Below are 26863 nucleotides of genomic sequence, written 5' to 3'. Positions count from 1 at the left end.
GTTTAGCCCGATCGGGCATGGCCAGGACCGCCTGTTTCGTCCCGTGTTGTGTTGGGGGATTGCTGTGATGAAAACCTTGAATCCGATCCGCCTCGGCGGCCGCGAGATCCTGCCCTTGATCGAAGGCGGCAAGGGCGTTGCCGTGACCTCGGGCGCGTCGTCGGGGCCGTGGGCATTGGCCGGCGGCGTCGGCACCGTCTCGGCGGTCAATGCCGACAGCTATGACGAAAACGGCGACGTGATCCCGCAGATCTATCACGGCCGGACCCGGCGCGAGCGCCATGAAGAACTGGTCGCCTATGCGATCCGCGGCGGCATCGACCAGGTGCGCCGGGCCTATGAGGTGTCCAAGGGCTTGGGCGCCATCAACATCAATGTGCTGTGGGAAATGGGCGGCGCCCAGCGGGTTCTGCACGGGGTGCTCGAACGCACCCGCGAACTGGTCCACGGCGTCACCTGCGGCGCCGGCATGCCCTATCGCCTGGCCGAGATCGCGTCGGGGTATGGCGTCTATTACTACCCCATCGTGTCGTCGGGCCGCGCGTTCCGAGCACTGTGGAAGCGCGCCTACAGCAAATTCTCCGACTATCTCGGCGCGGTGGTCTATGAAGACCCGTGGAAGGCGGGCGGCCATAACGGGTTGAGCAACGCCGAAGACCCGACCCAGCCGCAAGACCCCTATCCGCGCGTCAAGGCGCTGCGCGAGACCATGCGGGCGATGAACGTGCCCGAGGTGCCGATCGTCATGGCCGGCGGGGTCTGGTACCTGCGCGAATGGGAACAGTGGATCGACAATGACGAATTGGGCCCGATCGCGTTCCAGTTCGGCACCCGGCCGCTGCTGACCCAGGAAAGCCCGATTTCGGACGCCTGGAAACAGAAGCTGCTGGCGCTCGACGAGGGCGACGTGTTCCTGCACCAGTTCTCGCCCACCGGCTTCTATTCCTCGGCGGTCAACAACCCCTTCCTGCTGGAGCTGCAGGCGCGCTCGGAACGCCAGATCCCGGTGGCCGGCGCGCCCGAGGGCGAGTTGTCGGTGCCGCTGTTCGACAGCGGGCGCAAGGCGCTGTTCGTGTCGCCCGACGACAAGGCCAAGGCCGAACAATGGCTGGCCGCCGGCTTCACCGAACCGCTGAAGACCCCCGACGATACGCTGATCTTCGTAACGCCCGAAAAGGCGGCGGAAATCCGCAAGGATCAGGCCGATTGCATGGGCTGTCTGAGCCAGTGCAGCTTTTCCAACTGGGCCGACAACGACAAGAACTCGACCGGGCGCAAGGCCGACCCGCGCAGCTTCTGCATCCAGAAGACCCTGCAGGACGTGGCACATGGCGGCAGCGTCGAAAACAACCTGGTGTTCGCCGGCCACAATGCCCACAATTTCGCCCGTGATCCCTTTTATTCGAACGGCTTCGTGCCCACCGTCCGGCAGTTGTTCGATCGCATCCTCACAGGAAATTGAACAGGGTTGACATAGCGCCCTAGAATGATCTAAATAAGAACATTAAGAGCTCGTCGTGCACCTCAAAGCGCCGGAAATCCGCGCGAAAGCGCACCGCTTTGATGACACGACGATTTTCTTGATCAGAAAAATGAACAAAGTTTACACATTGTAACAAGGAGAGAAGACAACCCATGGCTAAGCCGAATATTGATCACGCGGCATCGGAGAATCTGCGTCCCTACGCCGTTCTCCTGGAAAAGCTGCGTCAGGCCGGCCTGCGCCCCACCCGTCAACGTCTGGCGCTCGCCCGTCTGTTGTTCGACCATGAAGGTGACCGTCATGTGACCGCGGAATCGCTGCACGAAGATGCCGTGACCGGCGGCATCAAGGTCTCCCTGGCCACGGTGTACAACACCCTGCACCAATTCACCGAAGCCGGGCTGCTCAAGGAACTGGTGATCGAACCCTCGCGGACCTATTTCGACACCAACACCGAGGATCACCACCACTTCTACTTCAAACAGTCCGGTGAATTGAAGGACATTCACCAGGACGAGGTGGTGGTCTCGAAGATGCCCGAGGCGCCGCGCGGTAAAGTGGCCAACGTCCACGTCATCTTCACCGTGGACGAAGCCGCCTGAGCCGCAGGCCTTTAGCCCGCTTCCGGGGCGGCCAACCGCCGACCCCGATCGCCGGCCTCGCACCGGCACCGCTTTGAAACCCCGTGACGGACTACCCACCCGTCCGGGGTTTTTTTTCGCCCCGTCGACCGGGGCGCTCGGCGAACACACCCCACAGCCGCGCCCGCGGCAACCAGCCGGTGCGCGCGCCGATCCGCACCTCGCACCAGGCGCCCGTGCAGCCGAGCAGATCGCCGGTGACCCCCGGCTCGGCCTCCAACAGGCCCGGTGCGCCCGCCTCGGCTCTGTGACGCAACACCGCCGGGCGCTGACCCGCGACCATGACCGTGCGCGCGCCGGTCAACAGCGCCACGTGCATCCAGCCGGTATCGCCTTCGGGGTCGCGCACCTCGCGCCAAACGTCGAACTCACCGACCACCAGCAACGGCAGGCCCGGACGCCGGTATTGCCAGCGGATTGGATACTTGCGATCGGGGCCGACGCGCATATTGGCCTTCGAGGCACGCAGCGACACGAAGCGCGGGACCGGCTGGCCCGACGGCCCCGCGGACACATGGTCGCGCGCCACCGGCTGCGCACCGGCGCCGGACGGCCCCGCAGCGACCGCCACGGCCAGCGCCCCCAGTGCCAGACAGACCTGCCGAACCTTGCGTCTCATGGCCCATGTTGTGCGCTGCCGTGCGACCGCCGGTCAAGCGCCCGGGCGCCGCGGCCGCGACACCGGCCGGGCCTGGCGCCACAGTGGGGCGGGGCGGGCGCGCAGTTGCGCCGTCCGCCCGGCTGCTTTAGGAAGCCAGAACAGTCTGTTTTCAAGACCATTCTCCCCAACGGTGAGGATCTGCCATGGCTGACCCCCGGCCGCGCCCGAAAGTTGTCGTCACCCGCACGCTCCCGGCCCCGATCGAAACCCGCATGGCGGAGCTGTTCGACGTGCGCCTGAACCAAGACGATGCGCCGATGGACACCGCGGCATTGCGCCAGGCGGTCGCCGAGGCCGACGTGCTGGTGCCCACGGTCACCGACCGCATCGATGCCGGCGTGCTCAGCGCCGCCGGCCCGCAGCTCAAGCTGATCGCCAATTTCGGCAATGGCATCGACCATATCGACCTGGCCACCGCGCGCCAGCGCGCGATCACGGTGACCAACACCCCCGGCGTGCTGACCGAGGACACCGCCGACCTGACCATGGCGCTGATCCTGGCGGTGCCGCGGCGCATGGCCGAGGGCATCCGCCTGCTGGCCCGCGACGAGTGGCACGGCTGGTCGCCCACCGGGCTGCTCGGCCACCGGATCTGGGGCAAGCGGCTGGGGATCATCGGCATGGGCCGGATCGGCCAGGCGGTGGCCCGGCGCGCCAAGGCGTTCGGCCTGTCGATCCACTATCACAACCGCACCCGCCTGCCCGAGGCGGTCGAGCGCGAGTTCGAGGCCACCTATTGGGAGAGCCTGGACCAGATGCTGGCGCGCATGGACATCGTGTCGGTGAACTGCCCGCACACCCCGGCAACCTTCCACCTGCTGTCGGCCCGGCGGCTCAAACTGTTGCAGCCGCACGCCTATGTGATCAACACGTCGCGCGGCGAGGTGATCGACGAGAACGCGCTGGCACGCATGCTGGAAGCGGGCGAGTTGGGCGGTGCCGGGCTCGACGTCTATGAGCACGAACCGGCGGTCAACCCCAAGCTCAAGGCGCTCGACAATGTGGTTTGCCTGCCGCACATGGGCTCGTCGACCCACGAGGCGCGCATCGACATGGGCGAGAAGGTGCTGGTCAACATCAAGACCTTCGCCGACGGCCACACACCGCCCGACCGGGTGCTCGAAGGGCTGTTCTAAGCGCGCCGGTCGGCCCGACGGACGGGCCCGGGTCTCGCGACACCGGGCGCACACGGCCCCCGCCCGGTCAGGGATCAAGCGGTGCGCGCCGCCCCCTGGCCGCCACAGGCCGGGCACGCCGGATCGGGCGCGATGGCCACCGTGCGGGTGCGGTTGGTGAGCGCGTCCACGAGCATCAGCCGGCCCAGGAGCGGTTCGCCCGCACCGGCGACCCACTTGATCGCTTCGAGCGCCGCCCACGAGCCCAGGAGCCCGGCGAGCGCCCCCATCACCCCCACCTCGGCACAGCGGTCGCGGTCGCTCTCGGGCGCCGCGCCCACGAAGCAGCGATAACACGGCCCGGCCAGCGCCGGCGCGAACACCCCCACCTGACCCTCGAAGCGGGCGATGGCGGCGCTGACCAGCGGCCGGCCGGCGGCCACGCAGGCGTCCGAGACCGCCAGCCGGGTGGCGAAGGTGTCGCTGCCGTCGACCACCAGATCCACCGGCGCGACCAGATCGGCGGCATTGTCGGCGGTCAGGCGCCGCTCGTGGACCACCACCCGCACATCGGGGTTGAGCGCCGCCAGCCGCTCGGCCGCCACCTGTCCCTTGGCGCGGCCGATATCGTCGGTGGCGAACAAGACCTGGCGTTGCAGGTTCGACAGGTCGACCCGGTCATCGTCGATCAGATGCAGACAGCCAATACCGGCGGCGGCCAGATAGGCCAGCACCGGCGCGCCCAGGCCGCCGGCGCCGACCACCAGCACCCGCGCCGCCAACAGCCGGCGTTGGCCCGGCCCGCCCACATCGTGGAGCACCAGATGGCGCGCATAGCGGTCGAGTTGATCGTCGGTCAGGGCCATGGGGCAGGGCTCTCGGTCGGAACGGCGGACCGCTCCCTTGTGCCACAGCCCGCCCGACGCCGTCACGCCCCGCCCGCCAACCGCGGCAGCGATAGTCGCCATCGCCCGCCACTGGCAGGCCCCATCGGCGTTCGCCTCCAGACCGGTCCGATCCCCGGCCGAGCCGGGGTCAGGACGTGGGCACGGCGGCCGCGCTCATCGGTTTGAACCCCGCATGGGCGCGCCCGACGACCGCCAGCGCCCCGGCCTGATCGGCGCGCACCACCAGGTCGGCCACGGTCAGCGCGCCAAGCCGCTGCATCAGCGAGCGCTCCAGGTCCAGAAACAGCGGCTGGATGACCGCCGCACCGATCTCCGACTTGGTCTCATAGGGGCTGTCCGGGCTCTCGCCCTCGGCTTCCAGCGTCGCGCGCACCACCGCACTCAGCGGAATGTCGTCGGGCCGGCGGGCCAGCCGATAGCCGCCCCGCGGTCCGCGCACACCTTCGAGGATGCCGTCCCGCACCAGACGTTGCAGGGCCTGCTCCAGATAGCGCGCCGGGATCTGCTGTCGTTCCGCCAGGGCCCGCGAGGCGAGCGGGCCGCTACCCGCGGTGCGCGCCAATTCGACAAGGGCCTCAAACACATACGCTACCTTACGAGGGAGTTTTATCATGGCAGCACCTTCGTGTTCAGCACAGCCGCTGGTTGGCATTGGAGTTACTATAAATGAAAGTGCCGCGACTCACGTGCAAGTCACAGACTTGTGTTGTTGATCCCATTCTTAAAAAAGTGCCGGGGGGCGCCCTGGCCGGCTCAATGCCCGGTGGAACCGAAGCCACCCTCGCCGCGCGCCGTGGCGTCGAGTTCCGCCGCCTCGACCAGCGTCGCCCGGGTCACCGGGGCGATCACCATCTGCGCGATGCGCATGCCGTGTTCGATCGTCACCGCTGCTTGGCCATGGTTGATCAGCGGCACCTTGATCTCGCCGCGATAGTCGGCATCGACGGTGCCGGGGCTGTTGAGCACGGTCAGCCCCAGCCGCACCGCCAGCCCCGAACGCGGGCGCACCTGCGCCTCATAGCCCGGCGGCAGCGCGATCGCCAAGCCGGTGGGCACCAGCGCGCGGGCGCCCGGCGCCAGCACCAGCGGGTCGGCCGTCACGCCCAGGGCGGCGCGCAGGTCCAACCCGGCCGCGCCGGCGGTCTCATAGGCCGGTAACGCCAGGTCGGCCCCATGGGCCAGCCGCCGCACCGCCACGCGCACCGGTTGCCGCCCGGCCCGGTCGCCCGCGTCGGCGGTCACGCCGTGGTCTCCGGCGTCGGCGTCAAGGCGGCGGCGATGCGCGCGGCCAGCGCCTCGGCCACCGCCACCTTGGACCCGGCGGGCAAGGCGTCCTCGCCGGCGTCGGTGATCACCGTCACAGCGGTGTCGTCGCCGCCCATGATGCCGGTGGCCGCCGAGACGTCGTTGGCGACGATCCAGTCGCAGCGCTTGCGCGCGCGCTTGGCCCGCGCGTGGTCGAGCACCCGGTCGGTCTCGGCCGCGAAACCCACCACCAATGCCGGCCGGCCGGTCTCAAGCTGCGCCAACGTCGCCAGAATGTCCGGGTTTTCGGTCAGGGCGAGCGCCGGCGGCGCGCCGCCCGTGGCGTCCTTCTTGAGCTTTTGCGCGCCGGTCTCGGCAACCCGCCAGTCGGCCACCGCCGCCACGCAGATGGCGGCGTCCACCGGCAAGGCGTCGCGACACGCCGACAGCATCTCGCGCGCCGTCTCCACATCGACCCGGGTGACCCCGGCGGGCGTCGCCAGGGCGCACGGCCCGGCGACCAGCACCACCTCGGCCCCGACCCGGGCCAGGGCGCCCGCCAGCGCGAAGCCCTGCTTGCCCGACGACCGGTTGGCCAGATAGCGCACCGGGTCGATGGGCTCGTGGGTCGGCCCGGCGGTCACCAGCACCCGCCGGCCGGCGAGCGGCCCGGACGCCCCGGCAGCAGGGGCCAGACCCGGCGCCGCCGTCCCCAGCCGCCGCGCCACGGCGGCGACGATGTCGGCCACCTCGGCCAGGCGGCCGGCGCCGGTCTCGCCGCACGCCAGATCGCCCACCCCCGGCGCCACCATGCCGATGCCGTCGCGCTCAAGCGTCGCCAGGTTGCGCCGGGTCGCCGGGTGTTGCCACATGAAGCTGTTCATCGACGGCGCCACCAGCACCGGCTTGTCGGTGGCCAGCAGCACCGTCGACGCCAGATCGTTGGCGTGGCCATGGGCCATCTTGGCCATCAGGTCGGCGGTGGCCGGCGCCACCAGCACCAGATCGGCCTCGCGCGACAGGCGGATATGGCCCATCTCGGCCTCGTCCTTGAGCGAGAACAGGTCGGTGTAGCAATGGTCCTCGGCCAGCGCCGCAGCCGACAAGGGGGTGATGAACTCGGCGCCGCCGGCGGTCAGCACCGGGCGCACCCGCGCCCCCGCCTCGCGCAGCCGGCGGATCAGGTCGAGCGCCTTATAGGCCGCGATACCGCCGCCGATGATCAGCAAAATCCGCTTGCCATCCAATAGCATCGCCGCCCTCCTTCAGATCGGGTCAGAACCGCCGCCCGCGTCCGCCGCCCGCGCATTCCCCGAACACGGCCCCGCCGCTATAACCGCCGGGCGGTGGCGCCACAAGCCGGGCCATGGGGCGCCTAAAGCCAGGACCCCACCTGCACCTGCGGTTCGGCGCCGGTACCGAGCTTGAAGCGCGCGATGCCGGCGCCCGCGGCGGTGTCCACCGGCCCCAGGTCGAGCCAGCGCACGCCGCGCGCCCGCAATGCCAGCATGGCCCGCCACAGCAGCAGATTGTGCGCCCCCGTCGCCCGGCCGGCCTCGCCGCTCCAGCCGATATGGTAGGTGGCAGTGGCGCCGTGAACCAGGAACAACTGCCCGGCCAGCTTGTCGCGGCCGTCGAGCGCGGTCAGCGTCAGCACCGGCGCTGTCGGCGGCTTTCGCTCGGGGCTCTTGGCCGGCTTGGCCCCGCGCGCCCGGCCGCCGCCTCTCTGGCCCGGCTTGGCGCCCGCCTCGGCCTTGGCAAACGCCTCGACCATGTCCACCGGCGGCGCCAGATAGCCGGCCAGCCCGCGCTGCGCCACCTCGCGCGCCAGCAGCCATTGATAGGCGCTCGCCCGGGCGCCGCCTTCCACCACCTCCAGGCCCGCCGCTTCGGCCCCCTTGAGGGCGTTGCGCCATTTGCCCTTGAGCCCGGCGCGCAACTGCTCCGGCTCGGGCGCCAAGTCAAGGCGCACCGGCGCGACCCCGGTCATCACCCGACGCAGGCCGGCCCGGCGCAGCACCCGCCGCGCCGCGTCGGTGTCGGCCAGGTCGGGCTGAACGATCAGAAAACGCCGGCGAAAGCGTGGGTGGGCACGACGCAGATGGCGCACCACCGCCGCCTGCACCGCCGGGTCGGGCTCGGGGTCGATCCAGGCCGGCCCGCCCATCAACAGGGTCAAGCGCACCAACCCGCCGGCCAACCGCCGCCCGGCGGTCTGGGCGAGCGCCACCGGCCGGCCGTCGAGCTCGACGCACAGCCGCTCGACCGCCGCGCCCTGCTCGGCCACCGCCGCCCCATAGCCCCAGCTTTGCTGCAAGGGCTGCGGCCCGCGCTCGACGAGCGGCGCCCACAGCTTTGCCCAGTGGTCAAAGCGCGTTACGCTGCGCGATTGGATATCCACTCGAACGCTCTCCCACCCTCGGCGCTGGCCCGGCGCGCTGACCGCCAAGGGGGCGAAGCGCCGCCGATCAAGGGGCAAACCATGGCCAAAGGACGCGCGAAAGTCGAGACGGTGATGGGCCATCGCCTGGCCGGCCCGAAACTGACCCTCTGGGCGCCGATGCTGGTGGGGCTGTACCTGTTCGGCCCGCTTTTGGGGCTACTGGCATTGCTGGACCTGGTGCTCTATCTGGTGTTTCGCTTCGCGCTCGACCGCTGCTACGGCGTCTTCTGCCTGCTGGCCGGATAGGCGCCGGCGATCCCGCGCGACCCATCCGACGAGACGCCAGGAGAGACAGGCCATGCGCGAGACGGTGGAACGCTGGGTCTATCACCCGACCACGGTCCGGATCATCACCGGGCTCATTCTGATCAATGCGATCGTTCTGGGGCTGGAGACCTGGGACCGGGCGATGGCCGTCGCCGGACCGGCGATGATGGCGGTCAACCGGCTGGTCCTGGCCGTGTTCGTGGTCGAGATCGCCGCCAAGATCTACGCCCGGCGTCACGATTTCTTCCGCAATGGCTGGAACCTGTTCGATTTCGTCGTGGTCGCGATCGGCCTGCTGCCCGCCGCCGGCGCCTTGGAGGTGTTGCGCGCGCTGCGGGTGCTTCGGGTGCTGCGGCTGATGTCGGTGGTGCCGCAGATGCGCCGGGTGGTCGACGCGCTGCTGGCGGCGATCCCCGGCATCTCGACGGTGGCCGCGCTGTTGCTGCTGATCTTCTATGTGGGGGCGGTGATCACCACCAATCTGTTCGGCGACCAGTTCCCCGACTGGTTCGGCTCGATCGGCGCCAGCCTCTACACGCTGTTCCAGATCATGACCCTGGAGAGTTGGTCGGCCGGCATCGTGCGCCCGGTGATGGCGGTCTATCCCTATGCCTGGGCGTTCTTCGTGCCGTTCATCCTGGTCACCTCGTTCGCGGTGCTGAACCTGTTCGTCGCCATCGTGGTCGACAGCATGGCCGCCGTGCACAAGGCCGAACAGGAACGCGCCGTCGCCGCCATGGCCGAGACCGCCGAGGCCATCTCGGCGGCCGAGGAGGCCCGGCTTCTGGCCCGGCTCGACACCATGGCGCAGGACCTGACCGACCTGCGCGCCGACATGGCCCGCCATCTGCACCAGGCCACCGCGGAGGGCGGTCCAAAGGCCGGCTCATAAGGCCCATACCGGGTCGGGGCGACCGGGGCGACCCGGCCGGGCGACGCCCGGACGAGCCCCCGACCGGTAAGCGCGGGTCAGCCGCCCGGCTGGCTGACCACGTCGAGCAGCGAGACCTGGAACACCAGGGTCGCGCCGCCGGGGATCTTGCCCTTGCCGCCGGCGCCATAGCCGAGGTCGGCCGGCACCACCAACTCCCAGGTGTCGCCTTCCTGCATCAACGCCAGCGCCTCGACCCAGCCGGCGATCAACCGGTCGGAGGGGAACACCGCCGGCTCGCCGCGGCTGTAGGAGCTGTCGAACTCGCTACCGTCGATGAACTGGCCGCGATAGTGCACGCGCACCATGGCGCCGGGCTCGGGCGTGGCGCCGTCGCCTTCCTCGATCACCCGATAGAGCAGGCCGCTGTCGCGGCGGATCACATCGTCGCGCTGGGCATAGACCTTGAGGAACGCCCGGTCCTGGGTCATGTCGCCGGTGCCCATCTCCATGAGCTCGGCATAGGCTTTCGACACCGCCGCGTCGTCGCCCGCGGTCGCCGTGGGCTCGACGGGGGCGGTGGCATCGGCGCTGCGGTCGTCGGCCGGCTTGTCGCAGGCGGCAAGGGCCGGCAGAAGCGCCACCAGGGCGGCGGCGATCAGGGGTCGTCGGTGCATGGCTCTCCATCCCTCGGGCGACCGACGCACGCGCGGCCGCTCCGCTACGGTTTGCAGGGGTCGTCACCGGCGGTCTATAGAGGGCCGCCAGACCCTTTGACAATGCGCCGATCTATGGGGCCAAACCATGACCCACCGCCTGACCGCCGCGATGCGCGCCGAGGGGCTGATCCGCCTGGCCCAGGCGCAGGGATTGTTCGCCGCCCTGCGCCACCGGGGCGAGGCCGAACGCGGCGCGCTGCTGGTCAAGCTCGACCGCTTCGACGCCGGCTGTCTGATGCTCGAACCGGTGACCGGCTTCGACGGCGCCGCGCTGTGGCGCGGTCTCGACGGCCCGGCGGTCGCGGGCCCGCGCGCCGAGGAGATCATCGCCAAACGCCGCCGGGTCGATACCGACCTTTGGGTGATCGAGATCGAAGACCCCAAGTCGGTGCTGGACCCCGCCGCCTGGCCGGCGTAAGCGAGGGTCATGACCGACCGTTCCGCCGCCGCACCCGCCCCCGAAACCGCCACCGCCCCGACCGCCGAGCCGGGCGCGCGTCTGGCGCTGCCCTTGTTGCTGGCCGGCGCGGTCGGCATCGGCTTCGCACCGATCTTCGTGCGCCTGGCGAGCGAGGCGGGCGTCGACCCGGTGGCCTCGGCGTTCTGGCGCATGGCGCTGGCGACGCCGCTTTTGGGTCTGAGTGCGGCCTGGGTGGCGAGGGCCAACGCCGCCCGGCGCGGCCCGCCGCCCGACGGCGCCCTGCCCGCCCCCGGCCACCGGCGCGGGCTGGTGTTCATGATCGCGGCGGGGCTGTTCTTCGCCGCCGATCTGAGCCTGTGGCACTGGTCGATCACCCTGACCAGCGTCGCCAACGCGACCCTGCTGACCAATCTGTCGACCGTGTTCGTGCCGCTGTTCGGCTTCTTCGTGCTGGGCCAGCGCTTCCGGGGCAGCTATCTGGCCGGGGTGGTGCTGGCGCTCGGCGGCGCGGCACTGCTGGTCGGGCTGTCGCTCGACCTGGGCGGCACGCGGCCCTTGGGCGACCTGTTGGGGGTCGCCACGGCGGTCATGTACACGGGCTATTTCCTGTCCACCGCCGCCGCCCGGCGCTATGTGTCGACGCCGGTCACCGTGCTGGCGGTCACCGGCGGCGCGGCGCTGGCGTTGTTGCCGGTGGCGATCTTGAGCGGCGACAATTTCTGGCCCACCAGCGCCATCGGCTGGGCGCCGCTGATCGGCGTGGCGCTGATCAGCCAGGTGGCAGGCCAGGGGCTGATCATCTTCGCCGTGCGCCACCTGCCGCCGGCGTTCACCGTGGTCAGCCTGCTGATCCAGCCGCTGGTCGCCGCCCTGGTCGCCTGGGTGCTGTTCGGCGAGGCGCTGGGCCCGGTGGAACTGGCCGGCGGTGCCATGGTGCTGATGGGCATCCTGCTGGCCCGGCGCGGCGCCCGCTAGCCCCTGGCGCGGCGCGCGTTGGTTAGTCCTTCATTGCGTCGAGCCCGCCGAGCGCCAACAGCGCGGCGAAGCTGGCGGCGTCCACCGGCAGCACCGACAGGCGCGGCTGGCGCACCAGGGCCAGATGGTCGAAGCGGCCGTCGGCCTTGACGGTCTTGAGGGCGACCGGCCGGGGCAAGGACCGCTCGGCGGTCAGGTCGACGAGCCCCGAGCGCGGGTCTTGGGCGTCGTCATAGAAGGTCCGGGCGACCCGCGTCAGCCCGACGATCCGCCGCTCGCGCCCCGAATGGTAGAACAAGACCGGGTCGCCCAGCCCCATGGCCCCCATATGGCCGAGCGCCTGGGCGTTGCGCACCCCGTCCCACGGGCAGGTGCCGGCGGCGACCATCTGCTGCCAGCCCCAATCCTCGGGCTCGGACTTGACCAGCCAGCCGCCGCCCGGCGCGTCGCCCGGGTGATCGCTGGACTGACCGGCCGCGCTCATGCCTTGGCGGTCTCGGCCCACGGCCCGAACAGCGGGTTGAACGGCCGTACCTCGACGCTTTCGAACAATCCGGCCTGGAAATAGGGGTCGGCCTCGGCCGCCAGCCGGGCCGCCGACAAAGACGCCGCCTCGACCACGATGACGCTGCCCGCCGGGTGGTCCGCACCGTCGTGCAGGCGCAGCGGCCCGGCCACCTTGAGCCGGTCGCCCATGCCCTTGAGGTGCTGGAGATGGGCGTGGCGGGTCTCGGTGCGCAGGCCGACCGCGTCGGGCTTGTCCTTGGCGATGATGATGTAGAGCATGTCAGGTCTCCTCGGCTTTGAACGGCCGGGTCAGCAGGTCGGCGACCGCCCGGTCGAGGCTCAAACCCCGGTTAAGCACCGCGTCGACGGTGCGGGTGATCGGCATGTCGACGCCCAGCCGCTCGGCCTCGGCGGCCAGCACCTGCGCGGTGATCGCGCCCTCGGCGACGCTGCGCCGACCGGCCAGCACGGTGGCCGCGTCGCCGCCCCGGCCGATCTCATGGCCCAACGACATGTTCCGCGATTGCAGGCTCGAACAGGTCAGCATCAGGTCGCCGAGCCCCGACAGGCCCTGCAGGGTCTCACGCTCGGCACCGCGCGCGAGGCCGAAACGGGTCATCTCGGCCAGGCCGCGGGTGAGCAGCGCGGCGCGCGCGTTCTCGCCCAGTTCCAGGCCGTGGACGATGCCGGTGGCGATCGCCATGACGTTCTTGACCACGCTGCCGATCTGCGCGCCGACCACATCGCCGCTGGCATAGAGGCGGAAGGTGGCGAGGCCGAGCCGGGCGATGATCCGCCGGCACAAGACCGGGTCATCGGCCGCCAGCGTCGCCGCCGAGGGCAGGCCGCGCGCCAGTTCGGCGGCGAAATTGGGCCCCGACAGCACCGCCACCGGATGGCCCGGCGCCGCCTCGGCGACCACCTCGCTCATCAGCTTGGCGGTCTTGGCCTCCATGCCCTTGGAACACAGCACCAGCGGCACCGAGGCGGCTAGGTGGCCGGCCAGGGCCTCGGCCAGCCGGCGCATGTGTTGGGCCGGCGGCACCATCAACACCAAGTCCCGGTCGGCCAGGTCGGCCAGGTCGGCGGTCGCCCGGACACCGGGGTCGAGCGGCACGCCGGGCAGAAAAGCGGGATTGCTGGCGGTGTCGTTGATCGCCTGGACGGTCTCGGCCTCATGGGCCCAGATCAGCGGCTCGGCGCCGCCGCGCCGGGCGGTTTGGGCGAGCGCGGTGCCGAACGCGCCGGCGCCGACCACGCCGACGCGCGGGCCGAGGGGCGGGCCGAAGCCGGGCGAGCCATCGCCGCCCGTTTCGGGCTCGGCCATGGCGGGTGTCTCGAAACGCGTGTTCATCCCTGCTCCATAGCCCGACCGGCGCGCCGCGTCACGCCCTGGCTGCGCGCCGGGTGTACGACCGCCGCCCCGGCCCGAAGCGGGTTCCAAAGCGGGCCCCAAACCGGATCAGGCCTTAGCACCCTTGCGGCCGCTGCCATAGACCGGCGCGCCGGCCTCGTCGAGCGGCCAGCGCGGGCGCGCCGGCACGTCCAACGGGTCGGTGAAGCCAAGGCGAAACCGCTCGACCCCGGCCCAGGCGACCATGGCGCCATTGTCGGTGCACAGCCACAAGGGCGGCGCCTGGAACGTCCGGCCGGCGTCCGCCGCCACCTGCGCCAGCCGCGCGCGCAGCGCCTGGTTGGCCGCCACGCCGCCGGCGACCACCAGCGCCGCGCCGGCGGGCCCCCGGTCGAGGGCGCGCGCCACCCGGTCGGCCAGACAGTCGGCCACCGCCGCCTGAAATGCCGCGCACAGATCGGCCTTGTCGGCGTCGCTCAGCCCGCCTTGCTCGGCCAGCAGCCGTTCGCCCTGGCGGCGCAGCGCGCTTTTGAGGCCCGAGAACGAGAAATTCAGCGACCGGTCGCCGACGAACGGCCGCGGCAGGTCGAAGCGCGTCGGGTCGCCGGCGGCGGCCAGCCGCTCGACCGCCGGGCCGCCGGGATAGCCGAGCCCCATGAGCTTGGCGGTTTTGTCGAACGCCTCGCCCACCGCGTCGTCGATGGTGCTGCCAAGCCGCCGATAGCGACCGACGCCCTCGACCACCAGGATCTGGCAGTGCCCGCCCGAGACCAGCAACAGCAGATAGGGAAAATCCAAATCGGGCTCGGTCAGCCGCGGCGACAGCGCGTGCGCCTCCAGATGGTTGACCGCCACCAGGGGCTTGCCCGCCGCCAGCGCCAGCGCCTTGGCGGTGACCAGGCCGACCATGACGCCGCCGATCAGCCCAGGCCCAGCGGTCGCCGCCACCGCGTCCACATCGCCGAGCGCCAAACCGACATCGTCCAGGGCCGCCTTGACCAGCCGGTCCAGATGCTCAATATGGGCGCGGGCCGCGATTTCCGGCACCACGCCGCCATAGGCCGCGTGATCCTCGATCTGGCTGACCAGCTTGTGGGCCAGCACGCGCCGGGCACCGTCCACCAGGGCGACCGCCGTTTCGTCGCAGCTGGTTTCGATCCCGAGCACGATCGGTCGAGGCACGACGGGTCCAGCCCCCTCGGGGGTGTGGGCCTCGGGGTCAGGGGCCGCCGGTCGGTCGGCGGGCGTGGCGGTGTCGGTCATGGTGGGGCCCTGCGTTCAAGGATTGTCCCGGCTACACCCAAGGATCAAACTCGTGCAAGACGGTCTTCGTATCGGTACCCGTAAAAGCCCGCTCGCCATGGCCCAGACCGAGCAGATGCGCCAGCGCATCCTGGCCGCCAACCCGTCCCTGTCGGACGAGGCCACCGTGCTGGCGCCCATGACCACCACCGGCGACCAGATGCTGTCGGGGCCGTTGATGGAGGTGGGCGGCAAGGGCCTGTTCACCCGCGAGTTGGACGACGCGCTGCTCGCCGGCGCCATCGACCTGGCGGTGCACTCGGCCAAGGACCTGCCGACCGTGCTGCCCGACGGCATCGAGTTGATCACCATCCCCGAGCGCGAAGACCCCTATGACGCCTGGATCGGCGCCGACAATATGACCGTCGACCAGTTGCCCCAGGGCGCCAAGCTGGGCTCGGCGTCGCTGCGCCGGCGTGCCCAGATCCTCGCCCGCCGCCCCGACCTGGTGCCGGTGGTGCTGCGCGGCAATGTGGGCACCCGGCTCGACAAGCTGGCGCGCGGCGACGCCCACGCCACCATGCTCGCCCATGCCGGCCTGCGCCGCCTGGGCAAGACCGACGTGATGACCTGTGTGCTCGACGAAGCGCTGTGCCTGCCCGCCCCCACCCAGGGCATCCTGGCGATCACCGCGCGCACCGGCGACGAGCGCGTGGCGCGTATCCTGGCGCCGCTCGAAGACCCCACGGTGCGCGCCCAGGCGACCGCCGAACGCGCCTTCCTGGCCACCCTCGACGGCTCGTGCCGGACCCCGATCGCGGCGCTCAGCCGGGTCGAGGGCGACCGCGTGCACCTGACCGGCCGGGTGCTGCCGCCCAACGGCAGCGAGTGCTACGAGATCGCCGGCGACGCGCCGGTGGCCGAGGCCGAGGCGCTGGGCCTGCAACTGGGCCGCGACATGCGCGCCAAGGCCGGCGAGGCGTTCTTCGCCGCCCTGCCGCAGATGGTGGCGGACGCCTGGGGTTGACCCGGTGACCACCTTACTGCTGACCCGGCCGGCAGCGCTCGGCGCCAAGACCGCCGACCGGCTGACCGCCGCCGGGGCGCAGGTGCTGTCGAGCCCGGCCATGACCATCGAGGCCTGCGGCCCCCATCGGGTGCCGGTGGGTGACGCCCAGGCGGTGCTGATCACCTCGATCCACGGCGCGCAACTGGGCCTGCCCCGGCTCGCCGGGCCCGAGCGCCCGGTGTGGGCGGTGGGGCCGGCGACCGGCGAGGCGGTGGCCGCCACGGCGCGCGCCGACGGCCCGCCGCCGGGCGCCATCCACTGCGCCGAGGGCGATGCGGTGTCCTTGTCGGGCCAGTTGATCGCGCGGCTCGACCCGGCCGACGGGCCGCTGCTCTATCTGGCCGGCGCGGTGCGCAAACCCACGCTCGAAGCCCGGCTCGCCGAGGCCGGCTTCGACGTGCGCACGGTCGATGTCTACGACGCCCACGCCGCCGAAGCGCTGACCGCCGAGGCGCGCACCGCGCTCGCTGAAGGTCGGGTCGACGCGGTGTTGCTCTATTCGCCGCGGACCGCACGGATCGTACGCGACCTGGCCGAACGTGCCGGGGTGGCGGCGGCGCTCAAGGGCGTGACGGCGGTGTGCATCAGCCCCGCCGTGGCCGACGAAGTGGCCGGCCGGGTGGGCCGGATCGCCACCGCCCACAGCCCCGACGAACCCTCGCTCTTGTCCGCGCTCAGAGATGCGGTAGGCTTAGGCCTGTAACCGCGATCTGAGTGAGGGCGTTACGGTGACCGACAAGAAAACCGACAGCGACAGCGACACCGGCCAATCCGCCGACCAGCCCAGCGACAAAAAAGCACAGCCCTCGGGCGCCCCGCGCGGCCCCGGCGCTGCGCCGAGCGGCGCCCGAACGCCGGCGGGTCCGGCCGGACCGAAGGGCCAACCCGGCAGCGCGCCGGAGGTGGAGGCCGAAATCGTCGACGAGCCGGGTGCGCCAGGCACCAAGAACGGGCCCGAGTCGGCGGCCAAAACAAGCGCCGAAGCCACGCCCGACAAGGCGAGCGGCCCGAAAGAGGCCCCGAAAGCGGCCCCGAGCGACGCCGCCAAAGGCGCCCTGAAAGCCAGCCCCGGCGCCGCTGCGCCATCGAACGGCGCCACCAAGCCGGTGCCGGCAAAGGCTGACACCGAAAAGACGCCAGGATCGACCCCTGGGGCGGCTCAAGACCCGGCCCCGGGGTCGGGTTCCGAGTCGGGTCCAGGCTCGTCACCGGGCTCGGCCGGGAAGACCGCGCGCGACGCCAAGGCGTCCAAACGACGCGGCGGCAAGGGCGACGCTGCCGGCAAGGCTGGCAAGACGCCGCCGCCGCCCAGTGACGGCGACGGTCCGACGCCTGAAAAACCGGCCAAGGCGGCGCGCAAGCGGGGCGGCGCCCTGCCCTGGATTCTGGTGCTGCTGTTGTTGGTGTTCGTCGGCGGCGCGGCGGCCGGGCCCTTGTTGATCGACAATCTGGCGCGCCTCGGCCTGCCGGTCGACCGCCTGTTGCCGGCGCCAAGTCCCACCGGCGATGCCACCGGCGCCGCGCCCCGGTCGGACGGCACGGTCCGCGCCCTGAAATCCCGTCTCGACCAATTGCGCACCGACCTGGCCGACCAACAGGAGCGCGTGGCGCGGCTGGCCCGGGATCTGGACGACGCCCGGTCGGCGGCCGAGACCGCCCGCCGCACCGCCGAGCGCGCGCTGACCCAGAGCGCTCAAGCCACCCAGGCGGGCGACGCGCCGGCCGCAGCACCCGCGCCGGCCATCGACACCAGCCGATTCGCCGACGCCGACGCGCTGGCGGGCCTGCGCGACCGGGTCGACAGCCTGGCCAACCAGATCGCCGCGACCGGCGACGACGGCACCCAGGGCGCCATCGGCGCCTTGCAGGACCGGGTCGCCGCGCTCAAGACCCGCGTCGACACATTGGCGCGCACCAAGTTGGAGCCCGAGGAATTGGACACCCTGCGCCAGAGCCTCGGCGGCCGGGTCGACACCCTGGAGCGCGAGGTGGCGCAACTGGCCAGCGAGGTGACCGGGGTCGCCCAGCGCAGCCGCACCGGCGCGACCGGACCGTCGCTCGCCTATGAGGTGGCCAAGCTGCAACGCAAGCTGGACAGCGGCGAGCCGTTCAAGGGCGATCTGCGGGTGATCGAAAGCCTGCTGGCCGAGACGCCGTCGCTGCAGGGCCGGGCGGCCGAACCCCTGGCGACGCTGAACCGCTTCGCCGACGGCGGCATCGCGCCCCACCCGGTGCTTGCCGACCGGTTCACCGCGCTGTCGGCCGAGGTGATGCGTCAGACCGCCAAGGCCCAGGCTGAAGAAGGCGGACTGTGGTCGAACCTGGAAGCGACCGCGTCGTCGTTGATCACCGTGCGCCCGGCGACCCCCGACGAGGCCGACGCCAGCCTGGCCGCCGACATCACCCGCATCGAACGCGCGGTGCGCGCCGACCGGTTGGCTGCGGCACTGGCGCTGGTCGACGCCCTACCCCAGGCGGGTCAGGACGCGCTCACCGGCTGGGTCGATCGGGTCCGCGACCGATTGGCGGCCGAACGCGCCGCCGACCGGCTCTATGGCCTGGTGACCGGCAAGAGCCCGTCGTCGGGCGACCAGAACTGAGGGCCCCGCCATGCTGCGTTTGTTTTTCTTCCTGCTTTTGGTTTTGGCGGCCGCGTCGGTGGCCGCGTTCCTGGCCGAACAGCCGGGCCAGGTGACCATCGCCTGGCTCGGCCAGCGTATGGACACCTCGGTGGCCGCGCTGGTGTTGATCGCGGTCGGGCTGATGCTGGTTACCTGGGTGGTCGCACAGGTGATCCTGCGCCTGGCCATGGCGCTCGGCTTCGCCCGCCAGCGCGCCGAACAGAAGCGCAAGGAACACGGCTATGAAACGCTCAACCGCGCCATGGCCGCGCTGGCCAGCGGCGAGGAGCGCGAGGCCAAGCGGTTGACCGGCCGGGCGGCGGCGCTGCTGCCCGACGAACCGCTGAGCCATGTGATGGCGGCCGAGGCGGCGCGCCTGGCCGGCGACGAGGGGCTCCGGCGCGAGCATCTGGCCAAGTTGGCCGAACGCGAGGACACCGCCTTTCTGGGCCTGCGCGGCCAGGTGGAGGCGGCACGCCGCCAGGGCCGCACCGGCGAGATGCTGACCCTGCTCGACCGGGCGCTGACGCTGCGCCCCAAAAGCCGCTGGGCCCGGCTCAGCCGGCTGGAGACGCTCAAGCTCGCCGGGCGCTGGGCCGAAGCGCGCGACGCCATCGATCCGGCGGTCAAGGCCGGCGCCGTGGGCAGCGACGAGGCACCGCGCATGAAGGCGGTGCTCGGCCATTGCATGGCGGTAGAAGCCGAAGCGGCCGGCCAGGTGGACGACGCGCGCCGCCTGGCCCATGCCAGCCACAAGGACCTGCGTGGCTTCGTGCCGGCGGCGATTCTCGACGCCCGGCTGGCCAATCTGGCCGGCGAGCGGGCCAAGGCGCACCGGATCTTGAAACAAACCTTCGTCAAGCGCCCGCACCCCGACCTGGTGGAAGCCGAGGCGGCGATCTTCAAGGCCGAGACGCCACAGGCGCGACTGGAGCGGCTGAAGGCGCTGATGCCGCGCGGCGACGTCCCAGGCGAGGCCAAGCTGCTGCTGGGCGTCGCCGAGGCGGAAGCCGGCAATGAAGACGCCGCCCACGCCCTGCTCGACCCGCTGACCCGCGCCCATGATGACAGCCGCGCCATGGCCGCCATGGCCCGCGCGGTGGAGGCGATCCGCGGCCCGGACGACCCGGAAGCGCGCAAGTGGCAAGACCTGGAACGGACCACGCCGGTGCGCTCGGGCTTCTGGCAGTGCGATAGCTGCGCCAACATGCGCGCCAACTGGACACCGCTGTGCCCGACCTGCCAGGCATTCGACAGCCTGCGCTGGATCGGCGTCGGCGAGCCGCCGGTCGAACCGCGCGCCCCGGCGCTTGCCGACACCGACGAGCATGTGCTGTTGGAAGGCGCCTGATCGGCCGCCGCCGGCCGGCGTCTCGGGTGGGGCGTCGGCACGTTTTTCCGCTTGCAAGCCGCCCAGGGGATGCGTAGTGTCCCGGCGCGCATCGGGGGCCGTGATCGCCACGGTCACCGGCAATCGGGCCGCCTTAGCTCAGTCGGTAGAGCAATGCATTCGTAATGCATGGGTCGCGTGTTCGAGTCACGCAGGCGGCACCATCCCACCCCCCCCTCCACGCCTCACTCGATTGCCAGACCATGGCCCAGCCACCCGGCTGCGGGCCTGCCCGGTCACGCCGCCATTGCGGGCCGCCTGATGGCGGCGCGGCAATCCCCCGGCGCCGGCCGGCCGGATCGCGACCTGAGAGGGGCCGGCGCCTGGCGGCGGCGGTTGAATCGCTTCGCTGCGCCGGTCATGACGGCTGGATGATCACCGGGGGGCGGCGGCCCGTCCGCACATCTGAGCACACCGCATCACCAACAGACAGGGGCGCGGGATCAGACGGCGATGTTAGCACTCAGACCCGGCGAGTGATAAAATTGCGTCACCCGCCCTTCCGCCCTCATCTTATTGCGCCGTTAACGCTTTTGGGTCACTGTTTTGGGACCAAACCAGGGGTCAATACGGAGATCCGCTTCATGACCAGACCGGACACACCGACCACCCGGGCCATCGACCGCGAGCGTCAAGCCAAGCTGCTGGCCGGCTATCAGTTGGCGACGGCGGAGATTCTTTATCGCCTGCCCGATCACCCGAGCTTCCTGCAAACCTTCGTCTGGCAGGATTTCGACCTGGTTCCCCGCTATCCGGTGCTCAAGCGCTTTCTGGGCTTTTGGGAAGACAATCTTGACGGCGCGCTGCACAGCGTTCGGGTGACGTCGGCGAAGGTTCTGACCACCGGCGATTGGCGCACCGACCGCGACGGCTTCGTGCTGCCCTGAGTTGCCCTGAGTTGCCCTGAGCCGCCCCGGCGCGCGCCCCAGCCGCGCAGCCTCACGCCCCGAGGCCCAGTTCCGGAGGCTCGGACACCCCGACCGTCCGACCGGCCCCCAGGCGGTGGGCGCCCCACCGCCCCTTTCGTTTCGGGGCCGAGCGCCTACCTGTTGGGATGACCCTCGACCCAACAGGAGCCGCCATGATCGATCTTTATTCCGCCGCCACGCCCAATGGGCACAAGGTCTCGATCACGCTCGAAGAACTGGGCCTGCCCTATCGCCTGCACAGCATCGACCTCGGCGCCAACGAACAAAAGCAGGACTGGTTCCTCAAGCTCAACCCCAATGGCCGCATCCCGGTGATCGTCGACCGGGACAATGGCGACTTCCCGGTCTTCGAGTCGGGCGCGATCATGCTCTATCTGGCCGAAAAGGCGGGCGGCCTGTTGCCCGGCGACGCCCGCGCGCGGTCGCTGGCCATTCAGTGGCTGATGTTCCAGATGGGCGGGCTCGGCCCCATGCAGGGCCAGGCGCACGTGTTCACGCGCTATTTTCCGTCCAAGATCGACGCCGCCATCGCCCGCTATCAGGGCGAGACCCGGCGGCTCTATGAAGTGCTCGACGGCGCGCTGGCCGACCGCGCCTATCTGGCCGGCGACTATTCGATCGCCGACATCGCCAGTTGGACCTGGGTGCGCTGGCACCACTGGGCCGGCGTAGCCATCGACGATCTGCGCAACCTGACCGCCTGGGTCGAGCGCATCGCCGCGCGCCCCGCCGTCCAGCGCGGGCTCGAAAACCCGCCGCAAACACCCCAGGACGACAAGGCGGTCGAGGCTGCCCGGTCCATGCTGGCGAAATAGCCACGACGCCAACGGACGGAGCGGCCGGACCACCGCGCCGCCCCGAACGGCTTCCAAGCGGCTTTCGAGCCGACCACGCGGCGTGGCGGCTTAGGGGCGCCCCAGCGCGATCTGCGCCACGTCGATCGAACCGCCGCGAAAGCCGCCCTCGCAATAGCACAGATAATAGGTCCACAGGCGCCGGAACCGCTCGTCGAAGCCGGCGGGCAGGCGGCCGGCGTCGAACGCCGCCTCGAAGCGGCCGCGCCACGCCTTGAGCGTGTCGGCATAAGAAGGCCCGAACGTCCGGTCGCCGTCCCACACCAGCCCCGCGCGCGCCACCTGGTCGCGCAAGGCGGCCGGCGACGGCAACATGCCGCCGGGAAAGATGTACGCCTGGATGAAGTCGGCGCCGCGGCGGTACTGGTCGAACAGATCGTCCTCGATGGTGATGATCTGCAAGCCGGCGCGACCGCCGGGCTTGAGCACGTCGCGCAGCTTGGCGAAATAGGCCGGCCAATAGCGCTCGCCCACCGCCTCGAACATCTCGATCGACGCCACCCGGTCGAAACGCTCGTCCACATCGCGATAGTCGCGCAGCTCGAAATGGACCCGGTCGGCCAGGCCGGCCTTGTGGATGCGCTGGGTGGCATAGTCATACTGTTCGCGCGACAGGGTGATGCCGGTGACCCGGGCGCCGCGTTCCTTGGCCGCGATCTCGGCGAAACCGCCCCAACCGCAGCCGATCTCCAGCACATGCTGGCCGTCGCGCAGGTCCATCCGGTCCATCAGCGCGCGGTACTTGGCCCGTTGCGCCTCGACCAGGTCGGTCTGACCGGCCTCGAACAGACCCGAAGAATAGGTCATGGTCTCGTCGAGCCACGGGCCATAGAAATCGTTGCCCAGGTCGTAATGGTAGGCAATGTTGCGCCGGCTGCCCGAGCGGGTGTTGGCGCGCACCAGATTGCGCAGATCGTTCCAGGCCCGAACCAACCGGTTGCCGGCGACGCTGTCTTCCATGGCGTGGCGGTTGAGCGCCGTCACCTCGATCACCTTCTCGGGCGCCGGGCTGTCCCAGTCGCCGTCGATGTAGGACTGCGAGAAGCCCAGGCCGCCACCGAGCAAAAAGCGGGTCAGGGTGCGCCAGGAATGGACGATGATCTCGGCCGCCGGGCCGCTGGCCGGGTCGCCGAAGCTGCGCCGACTGCCGTCGGGCAGGGTCAGCGTAAGCGCCCCCACCGCCACCCGGTTTTCAAGCAGGCGGAACACCCGATCCGGCGCATGGGCCGCCATCAGCCGGCCCAGCCAACCGCCATCGACACTGAAACCGCGCACACCCTGGGTCACCGCTTCGCCGCGGCGCGTGGTATCCGACATCGCCTTTCTCCCTGCCGGGGCGGCGAGCGTGCAGCCCCCCCTGCCCGAGGCAAGGCCCGAGGCAGGGGGACGGCCCGCGCCCGTACGATCGCAAAGCGCTCAGTCCCGGCTTGTGCCGGTGTCCTGAGCGTCTCCCAATCCTTTATGAATAGTAACGTTTGGCGTCACCGGAACAAGAGGCGCCGGGGGCCGGGGATGGTAGGTCGCACCCTTGAGAAACAGCCGCAGCGCCTCCCAATGGATGCCGCCGATCACCTTGTGCGCCAGCACCGGATGGGTGACCAGCCGGCGCGCCAGGCGCGCATCGGTCAGCGGCTCGCGCACCGCGTCATGGGTGGCGACGAACCGGTCGGCGCCATCGACGCGCAGCCGGATCGCCAGCGAATAGCGCGCGTCCGGCACCACCAGGCGGAACCGATAGGCACCCTCGACGGCGTTGAACGGCGACACATGGAACACCTTGTCGGCGCCGTGGCGGTGGCGCGGTGCCGGGTCGTCGGGGTCGAGCGGCGCGGCATAGCAGTGCCGGTCGCCAAAGGTGTTGTTGACCTGATAGAGCACCGCCTGCGGCCGGCCGTCGGCACCATAGCCCACGAACACCGCGATCGGGTTGAACTGATAGCCCAGCACGCGCGGGAAACACAGCATGCCGAGGCCGTGGGTGGCGTGGCCCAACCCGGCGTCGGCCAGACGCGCGCGCGCCCACCCGGCCAGATCGCCCGAGCCGTCGCCATGGTCGCGTTGGCGGAAGCTGACCAGATTGGGCCGGTCGGCCGAAAACAGGCGCAGCCGGCGGCTCAGCGCGTCGAGCCGATCCACGTCGAGCCACAGCGACACCACCCGATAGGCGAAGGCGTGGCGCGCCTTGCCGTAGCGGATATGGCCGACCCGGCCGGTATAGAGCGCCGGCTCGATCATGCCACCGCCACCCGGGCCAAGGGGGCCAGCTGGCGTTCCTTGGGCAAGGCCGCCATCCACGGCGCGGCGATGCCGAAATCGGTCGCCACGGCGATGGCGCTTTCCAAGCCGTCCTCGTGGAAGCCGTAGCCGAAATGGGCGCCGCAGAACCACACCCGGTCGACGCCTTGCAGGCTGGCGAACTGGCCCTGGGCCTTGAGTGCTGCGGCCGAATACATCGGATGGTCGTAGGTGAATTCGGCCACCGTGTCGCGGGGGCGGTCGGCCGGGTTCAAGGTGACGAACACGTCGTGGCGCGGGTCGAGGCCCTGCAGGCTGTTCATCCAATAGGTCAGCGCCAGCTTGCGGTTGGCGCCCTCGCCGCGCTCCAGATAGTTCCAACTGGCCCAGGCGCGGCGGTTGACCGGCATATAGGCCGGGTCGCGGTGCAGCACGGCGCGGTTGGGCTCATAGCCGAAGGTGCCCAAAAGCCGGCGTTCGTTCCGCGACGGCTGGTCGAGCAGCTGCAAGGCGGTGTCGGCGTGGGTGGCCATGATCACCGCGTCGAACTCGGCGGCCGGCCGGCCGGCCGCCTTGACGGTCACCCCGGCGGGGTGGCGCACCACGGTCTCCACGGGCGTGGCGGTCAACAGCGACGCACCGGGGCGCGCGGCGATGCGATCGCTCAGCCGCGAGACATAGGCCCGGCTGCCGCCGGTCACCGTGCGCCACTGGGTGCGCCGGACCAGCTTGAACAGGCCGTGATTGTCGAAGAAGCGGATGAAGCTGTCGGCGGGGAAGTCGAGGATGCCTTCAAGCGGCGTCGACCAGATCGCCGCCGCCATGGGCAGCATATGGTCCTGGATGAAGCTGTCGGAATAGCCGAGCTTGGCCAACAGGCCGCCCAGCGACAACTCGGTCAGGTCCCATTGCTGGCGCAGCCGGGTGGCGCTGCGGTAGAAGCGCACCAGGTCGGCCAGCATCCGCCAGTGCTGCGCGCGCACCAGGTTGCGGCGCTGGGCGAACAGGCTGTTGGACGAATACTCCACCGCCCCGTCGCGCATCGACGCGGCAAACGACATGTCGCTTTCGTGGGTCGCGACGCCCAGATGGTCGAACAGCGCGGTCAGATGGGGATAGTTGGGCGGGTTGAAGACGATAAAGCCGGTGTCCACCGGCGTCGGCGTGCCGCCGAGGTCGATGTCCACGGTGTTGGAATGGCCGCCCAAGCGGTCGTCGGCCTCGAACAGCGTCACATCGTGTTCTCCCGACAACAGATAGGCCGCGGCGAGCCCCGAAATGCCCGATCCGATCACCGCCAGGCGGCAGCGCCCGGTGCCGATGGGGGGCTTGGGGCCGGGCTCGACGGGTGACGGGGACGGCGGGTCGAAAGGCATGCTCATGCGGCGTTCCTCTGTGCGGCCTTGACGTGTTCGTATCCGGCAAGCGCTGCCTGCCGGGCGGCCTTGTGGTCGACGATGGGATGGGGGTAGGTGTCGCCCAGACGCACGCCGGCCTGCGCGCGCTGCGCCGCCGTCGCCGTCCAGGGCTGGTGCAGGACCCGGTCGGGCAGCGCCGCCAGCTCGGGCACATAGTGGCGCACATACGCGCCCTTCGCGTCGAACTTCTCGCCCTGGGTGACCGGATTGAAGATGCGGAAATAGGGCGCCGCGTCGGGCCCGCAGCCGGCGATCCACTGCCAGCCCATGGCGTTGTTGGCCAGGTCGGCGTCGACCAGCGTGTCCCAGAACCAGCGCTCGCCCAGGCGCCAGTGCAGGCGCAGATGCTTGACCAGAAACGACCCGACGATCATGCGCACCCGGTTGTGCATCCAGCCGGTCTGCCATAGCTGGCGCATGCCGGCGTCGACGATCGGATAGCCGGTGCGGCCCCGCTGCCAAGCGGCCAGCGCCCGATCGTCGTCGACCCACGGGAACGCCTTGAACTCGGGCTTCATGGGCAGGTCCGGCAGGTCGGGCATGAAGTGCAGCAGATGGTGGGCGAAGTCGCGCCACGCCAGCTCGCGCAGGAACGGCCGGGCGACCTCGTCCGGGCAGCGCGCCCGGGTGCGCGCCCAGACGGTGCGCGGCGAGATCTCGCCATGGGCCAAGTGCGGCGACAGCGCCGAGGTGGCCGACACGCCCGGATGGTCGCGGCCGGTCTCATAGGCCGCGATGCGCTGGTCGAGAAAGCGGTCGAGCGCTGCCTCGGCACCGGCCTCGCCCGGGGTCCAGTGGGGCGCCATCTTGGCCGCCCAGTCGGGCGCCGTGGGGCATAGGCCCAGCGCCGACAGGCCGTCGTCGGCCGGCGGGGTCGCGACCCCGGCGAGCCGCGTCGGCGTCGCCGGCACCGAGCCCGGCGGGTCGAGCGTCTGAAGCGCCCGCCAGAACGGCGTGAACACCTTGTAGGGCGTGCCCTGGCCGGTCAGCACCCGGCCCGGCGGGTAGAGCAAATCGGGCGCATGGGTGTGCAGGGTCAGCCCATCGACGGCGGCGACCCGGTCGTGCAGCGCGCGCACCCAGGGCTCGACGCCTTGCGTGGTGTGGATGGCCCCAGCGCCGGTCGCGGCGGCCAGCCGGGTCAATACCGCCACGCTATCGCCGCGATAGACGCGCAGACCAACGCCCAAGAGGCGCAGTTGGGCGTCCAGCGTGGCCAGGCTGTGGTGCAGCCACCAGCGCGCCGCGCCGCCGGGCGCCCAATCGCCGGCGGCCGCATCGTCGGCGACGAACACCGGCAAGACCGGCGCGCCGGTGGCGGCGGCGGCCAGGAGGGCGGGCTGATCGCCGACCCTTAGATCGTCGCGAAACCAAAGGATGACGGGGGCTTGGGCCATGGGCTAGGAAGGACCGACGAGCGTGAAACGGCGCGGGTCACGCCCGCGATACTGCGCTGAATTACGAAATGGAATGGCGGCGGGATCACACGGCGCAC

The 26863-nt window shown here is 70.9% G+C and carries 28 protein-coding genes and 1 tRNA gene; 14 read left to right on the top strand and 15 right to left on the bottom strand.

Annotation, left to right across the window (positions count from 1 at the left end):
• Positions 1-64: 64 nt before the first annotated feature.
• Both EV659_RS06730 and irrA read left to right on the top strand, forming a co-directional pair.
• Positions 65-1462: an NAD(P)H-dependent flavin oxidoreductase gene (locus tag EV659_RS06730; RefSeq protein ID WP_132708108.1), complete on the top strand. Its 1398-nt coding sequence runs from the start codon at positions 65-67 to the stop codon at positions 1460-1462.
• A 173-nt stretch (positions 1463-1635) separates the two neighbouring features.
• Positions 1636-2085: an iron response transcriptional regulator IrrA gene (irrA, locus tag EV659_RS06725; RefSeq protein ID WP_132708107.1), complete on the top strand. Its 450-nt coding sequence runs from the start codon at positions 1636-1638 to the stop codon at positions 2083-2085.
• Between the two features lie 91 nt (positions 2086-2176).
• Here irrA and EV659_RS06720 read toward each other — a convergent pair whose 3' ends face one another.
• The gene (locus tag EV659_RS06720; RefSeq protein ID WP_132708106.1) at positions 2177-2743 is read right to left on the bottom strand and encodes an SH3 domain-containing protein; all 567 of its coding nucleotides are present in this window, start codon (positions 2741-2743) and stop codon (positions 2177-2179) included.
• Positions 2744-2928: 185 nt separating this feature from the next.
• On the opposite strand from EV659_RS06720, the gene EV659_RS06715 reads away from it, so the two are divergent.
• Positions 2929-3921: a 2-hydroxyacid dehydrogenase gene (locus EV659_RS06715; RefSeq protein ID WP_132708105.1), complete on the top strand. Its 993-nt coding sequence runs from the start codon at positions 2929-2931 to the stop codon at positions 3919-3921.
• A gap of 74 nt (positions 3922-3995) precedes the next feature.
• On the opposite strand, the gene EV659_RS06710 is transcribed toward EV659_RS06715, so the two are convergent.
• From EV659_RS06710 to EV659_RS06690, 5 genes are all read right to left on the bottom strand, one after another.
• Positions 3996-4766: a HesA/MoeB/ThiF family protein gene (locus tag EV659_RS06710; RefSeq protein WP_132708104.1), complete on the bottom strand. Its 771-nt coding sequence runs from the start codon at positions 4764-4766 to the stop codon at positions 3996-3998.
• A gap of 169 nt (positions 4767-4935) precedes the next feature.
• Positions 4936-5421 (bottom strand): RrF2 family transcriptional regulator, encoded by a 486-nt coding sequence (locus tag EV659_RS06705; RefSeq protein WP_242463636.1) that lies wholly within the window; start codon positions 5419-5421, stop codon positions 4936-4938.
• A 140-nt stretch (positions 5422-5561) separates the two neighbouring features.
• Complete coding sequence (gene dut / locus EV659_RS06700; protein WP_132708102.1) at positions 5562-6050, bottom strand: dUTP diphosphatase; 489 nt, start codon at positions 6048-6050, stop codon at positions 5562-5564.
• Positions 6047-7306 carry a bifunctional phosphopantothenoylcysteine decarboxylase/phosphopantothenate--cysteine ligase CoaBC gene (coaBC, locus tag EV659_RS06695; RefSeq protein ID WP_132708101.1) on the bottom strand — a complete coding sequence of 420 codons (1260 nt, stop codon included), beginning with the start codon at positions 7304-7306 and terminating at the stop codon, positions 6047-6049. The genes dut and coaBC overlap by 4 nt, the downstream gene beginning before the upstream one ends.
• Positions 7307-7428: 122 nt before the next feature.
• On the bottom strand, positions 7429-8454 hold the full coding sequence (locus EV659_RS06690; RefSeq protein ID WP_132708100.1) for a GNAT family N-acetyltransferase: 1026 nt from the start codon (positions 8452-8454) through the stop codon (positions 7429-7431).
• Positions 8455-8535: 81 nt separating this feature from the next.
• On the opposite strand from EV659_RS06690, the gene EV659_RS06685 reads away from it, so the two are divergent.
• Positions 8536-8742, top strand: coding sequence for a hypothetical protein (locus EV659_RS06685; RefSeq protein WP_132708099.1), 207 nt, complete (start codon positions 8536-8538; stop codon positions 8740-8742).
• A gap of 52 nt (positions 8743-8794) precedes the next feature.
• Positions 8795-9655 carry an ion transporter gene (locus EV659_RS06680; RefSeq protein ID WP_132708098.1) on the top strand — a complete coding sequence of 287 codons (861 nt, stop codon included), beginning with the start codon at positions 8795-8797 and terminating at the stop codon, positions 9653-9655.
• Positions 9656-9732: 77 nt separating this feature from the next.
• On the opposite strand, the gene bamJ is transcribed toward EV659_RS06680, so the two are convergent.
• Positions 9733-10311, bottom strand: a complete 579-nt coding sequence (gene bamJ, locus EV659_RS06675; RefSeq protein ID WP_132708097.1) for a BamJ family beta-barrel-assembly machinery protein — start codon at positions 10309-10311, stop codon at positions 9733-9735.
• Positions 10312-10438: 127 nt separating this feature from the next.
• Here bamJ and EV659_RS06670 point away from each other — a divergent pair, with 127 nt between their 5' ends.
• Positions 10439-10771 (top strand): DUF1491 family protein, encoded by a 333-nt coding sequence (locus tag EV659_RS06670; RefSeq protein ID WP_132708096.1) that lies wholly within the window; start codon positions 10439-10441, stop codon positions 10769-10771.
• Between the two features lie 9 nt (positions 10772-10780).
• Positions 10781-11749, top strand: coding sequence for a DMT family transporter (locus tag EV659_RS06665; RefSeq protein ID WP_132708095.1), 969 nt, complete (start codon positions 10781-10783; stop codon positions 11747-11749).
• A 22-nt stretch (positions 11750-11771) separates the two neighbouring features.
• Here the strand turns inward: EV659_RS06665 and EV659_RS06660 are convergent, their stop codons facing one another.
• The 4 genes from EV659_RS06660 to tsaD all read right to left on the bottom strand — a co-directional run bounded on the left by EV659_RS06660 (position 11772) and on the right by tsaD (position 14873).
• Positions 11772-12233, bottom strand: coding sequence for an EVE domain-containing protein (locus EV659_RS06660; RefSeq protein ID WP_132708094.1), 462 nt, complete (start codon positions 12231-12233; stop codon positions 11772-11774).
• On the bottom strand, positions 12230-12535 hold the full coding sequence (locus tag EV659_RS06655) for a YciI family protein (protein WP_132708093.1): 306 nt from the start codon (positions 12533-12535) through the stop codon (positions 12230-12232). The genes EV659_RS06660 and EV659_RS06655 overlap by 4 nt, the downstream gene beginning before the upstream one ends.
• Position 12536: 1 nt before the next feature.
• Positions 12537-13583 carry an NAD(P)H-dependent glycerol-3-phosphate dehydrogenase gene (locus tag EV659_RS06650; protein WP_132708304.1) on the bottom strand — a complete coding sequence of 349 codons (1047 nt, stop codon included), beginning with the start codon at positions 13581-13583 and terminating at the stop codon, positions 12537-12539.
• 135 nt (positions 13584-13718) lie between these two features.
• Complete coding sequence (gene tsaD / locus EV659_RS06645) at positions 13719-14873, bottom strand: tRNA (adenosine(37)-N6)-threonylcarbamoyltransferase complex transferase subunit TsaD (protein ID WP_132708092.1); 1155 nt, start codon at positions 14871-14873, stop codon at positions 13719-13721.
• A gap of 52 nt (positions 14874-14925) precedes the next feature.
• Between tsaD and hemC the strand changes: the two genes are divergently transcribed.
• The 7 genes from hemC to EV659_RS06610 all read left to right on the top strand — a co-directional run bounded on the left by hemC (position 14926) and on the right by EV659_RS06610 (position 21676).
• Positions 14926-15879, top strand: coding sequence for a hydroxymethylbilane synthase (hemC, locus tag EV659_RS06640; RefSeq protein WP_200287835.1), 954 nt, complete (start codon positions 14926-14928; stop codon positions 15877-15879).
• A 4-nt stretch (positions 15880-15883) separates the two neighbouring features.
• Complete coding sequence (locus EV659_RS06635; RefSeq protein WP_132708090.1) at positions 15884-16624, top strand: uroporphyrinogen-III synthase; 741 nt, start codon at positions 15884-15886, stop codon at positions 16622-16624.
• A gap of 25 nt (positions 16625-16649) precedes the next feature.
• Positions 16650-18521, top strand: a complete 1872-nt coding sequence (locus EV659_RS06630) for a COG4223 family protein (protein ID WP_132708089.1) — start codon at positions 16650-16652, stop codon at positions 18519-18521.
• Between the two features lie 10 nt (positions 18522-18531).
• The gene (locus EV659_RS06625) at positions 18532-19893 is read left to right on the top strand and encodes a heme biosynthesis HemY N-terminal domain-containing protein (protein WP_132708088.1); all 1362 of its coding nucleotides are present in this window, start codon (positions 18532-18534) and stop codon (positions 19891-19893) included.
• A gap of 127 nt (positions 19894-20020) precedes the next feature.
• Positions 20021-20096: transfer RNA gene (locus EV659_RS06620), tRNA-Thr, on the top strand.
• 420 nt (positions 20097-20516) lie between these two features.
• Positions 20517-20819 carry a hypothetical protein gene (locus tag EV659_RS06615; RefSeq protein ID WP_132708087.1) on the top strand — a complete coding sequence of 101 codons (303 nt, stop codon included), beginning with the start codon at positions 20517-20519 and terminating at the stop codon, positions 20817-20819.
• 194 nt (positions 20820-21013) lie between these two features.
• A complete protein-coding gene (locus EV659_RS06610; protein WP_132708086.1) occupies positions 21014-21676 on the top strand; it encodes a glutathione S-transferase family protein in 663 nt (220 codons plus the stop codon).
• Between the two features lie 90 nt (positions 21677-21766).
• Here the strand turns inward: EV659_RS06610 and EV659_RS06605 are convergent, their stop codons facing one another.
• The 4 genes from EV659_RS06605 to EV659_RS06590 form a co-directional block, all read right to left on the bottom strand.
• Complete coding sequence (locus tag EV659_RS06605) at positions 21767-23032, bottom strand: SAM-dependent methyltransferase (RefSeq protein WP_200287833.1); 1266 nt, start codon at positions 23030-23032, stop codon at positions 21767-21769.
• A gap of 99 nt (positions 23033-23131) precedes the next feature.
• The gene (locus EV659_RS06600) at positions 23132-23950 is read right to left on the bottom strand and encodes a DUF1365 domain-containing protein (protein ID WP_132708085.1); all 819 of its coding nucleotides are present in this window, start codon (positions 23948-23950) and stop codon (positions 23132-23134) included.
• Positions 23947-25332, bottom strand: coding sequence for an NAD(P)/FAD-dependent oxidoreductase (locus EV659_RS06595; protein WP_200287830.1), 1386 nt, complete (start codon positions 25330-25332; stop codon positions 23947-23949). The genes EV659_RS06600 and EV659_RS06595 overlap by 4 nt, the downstream gene beginning before the upstream one ends.
• Entirely contained in the window at positions 25329-26765 is a 1437-nt protein-coding gene (locus tag EV659_RS06590; protein WP_132708084.1) for a cryptochrome/photolyase family protein, read from the bottom strand. Before EV659_RS06590 ends, EV659_RS06595 begins: the two co-directional genes overlap by 4 nt.
• Positions 26766-26863 lie beyond the last annotated feature (98 nt).

It is taken from the genome of Rhodothalassium salexigens DSM 2132, assembly GCF_004341375.1.
In the GTDB taxonomy this organism is placed as follows: Bacteria; Pseudomonadota; Alphaproteobacteria; order Sphingomonadales; family Rhodothalassiaceae; genus Rhodothalassium; species Rhodothalassium salexigens.
The sequence above is the reverse complement of the archived record's forward strand: the minus strand, read 5'-3'. Positions and strand labels throughout refer to the sequence as shown.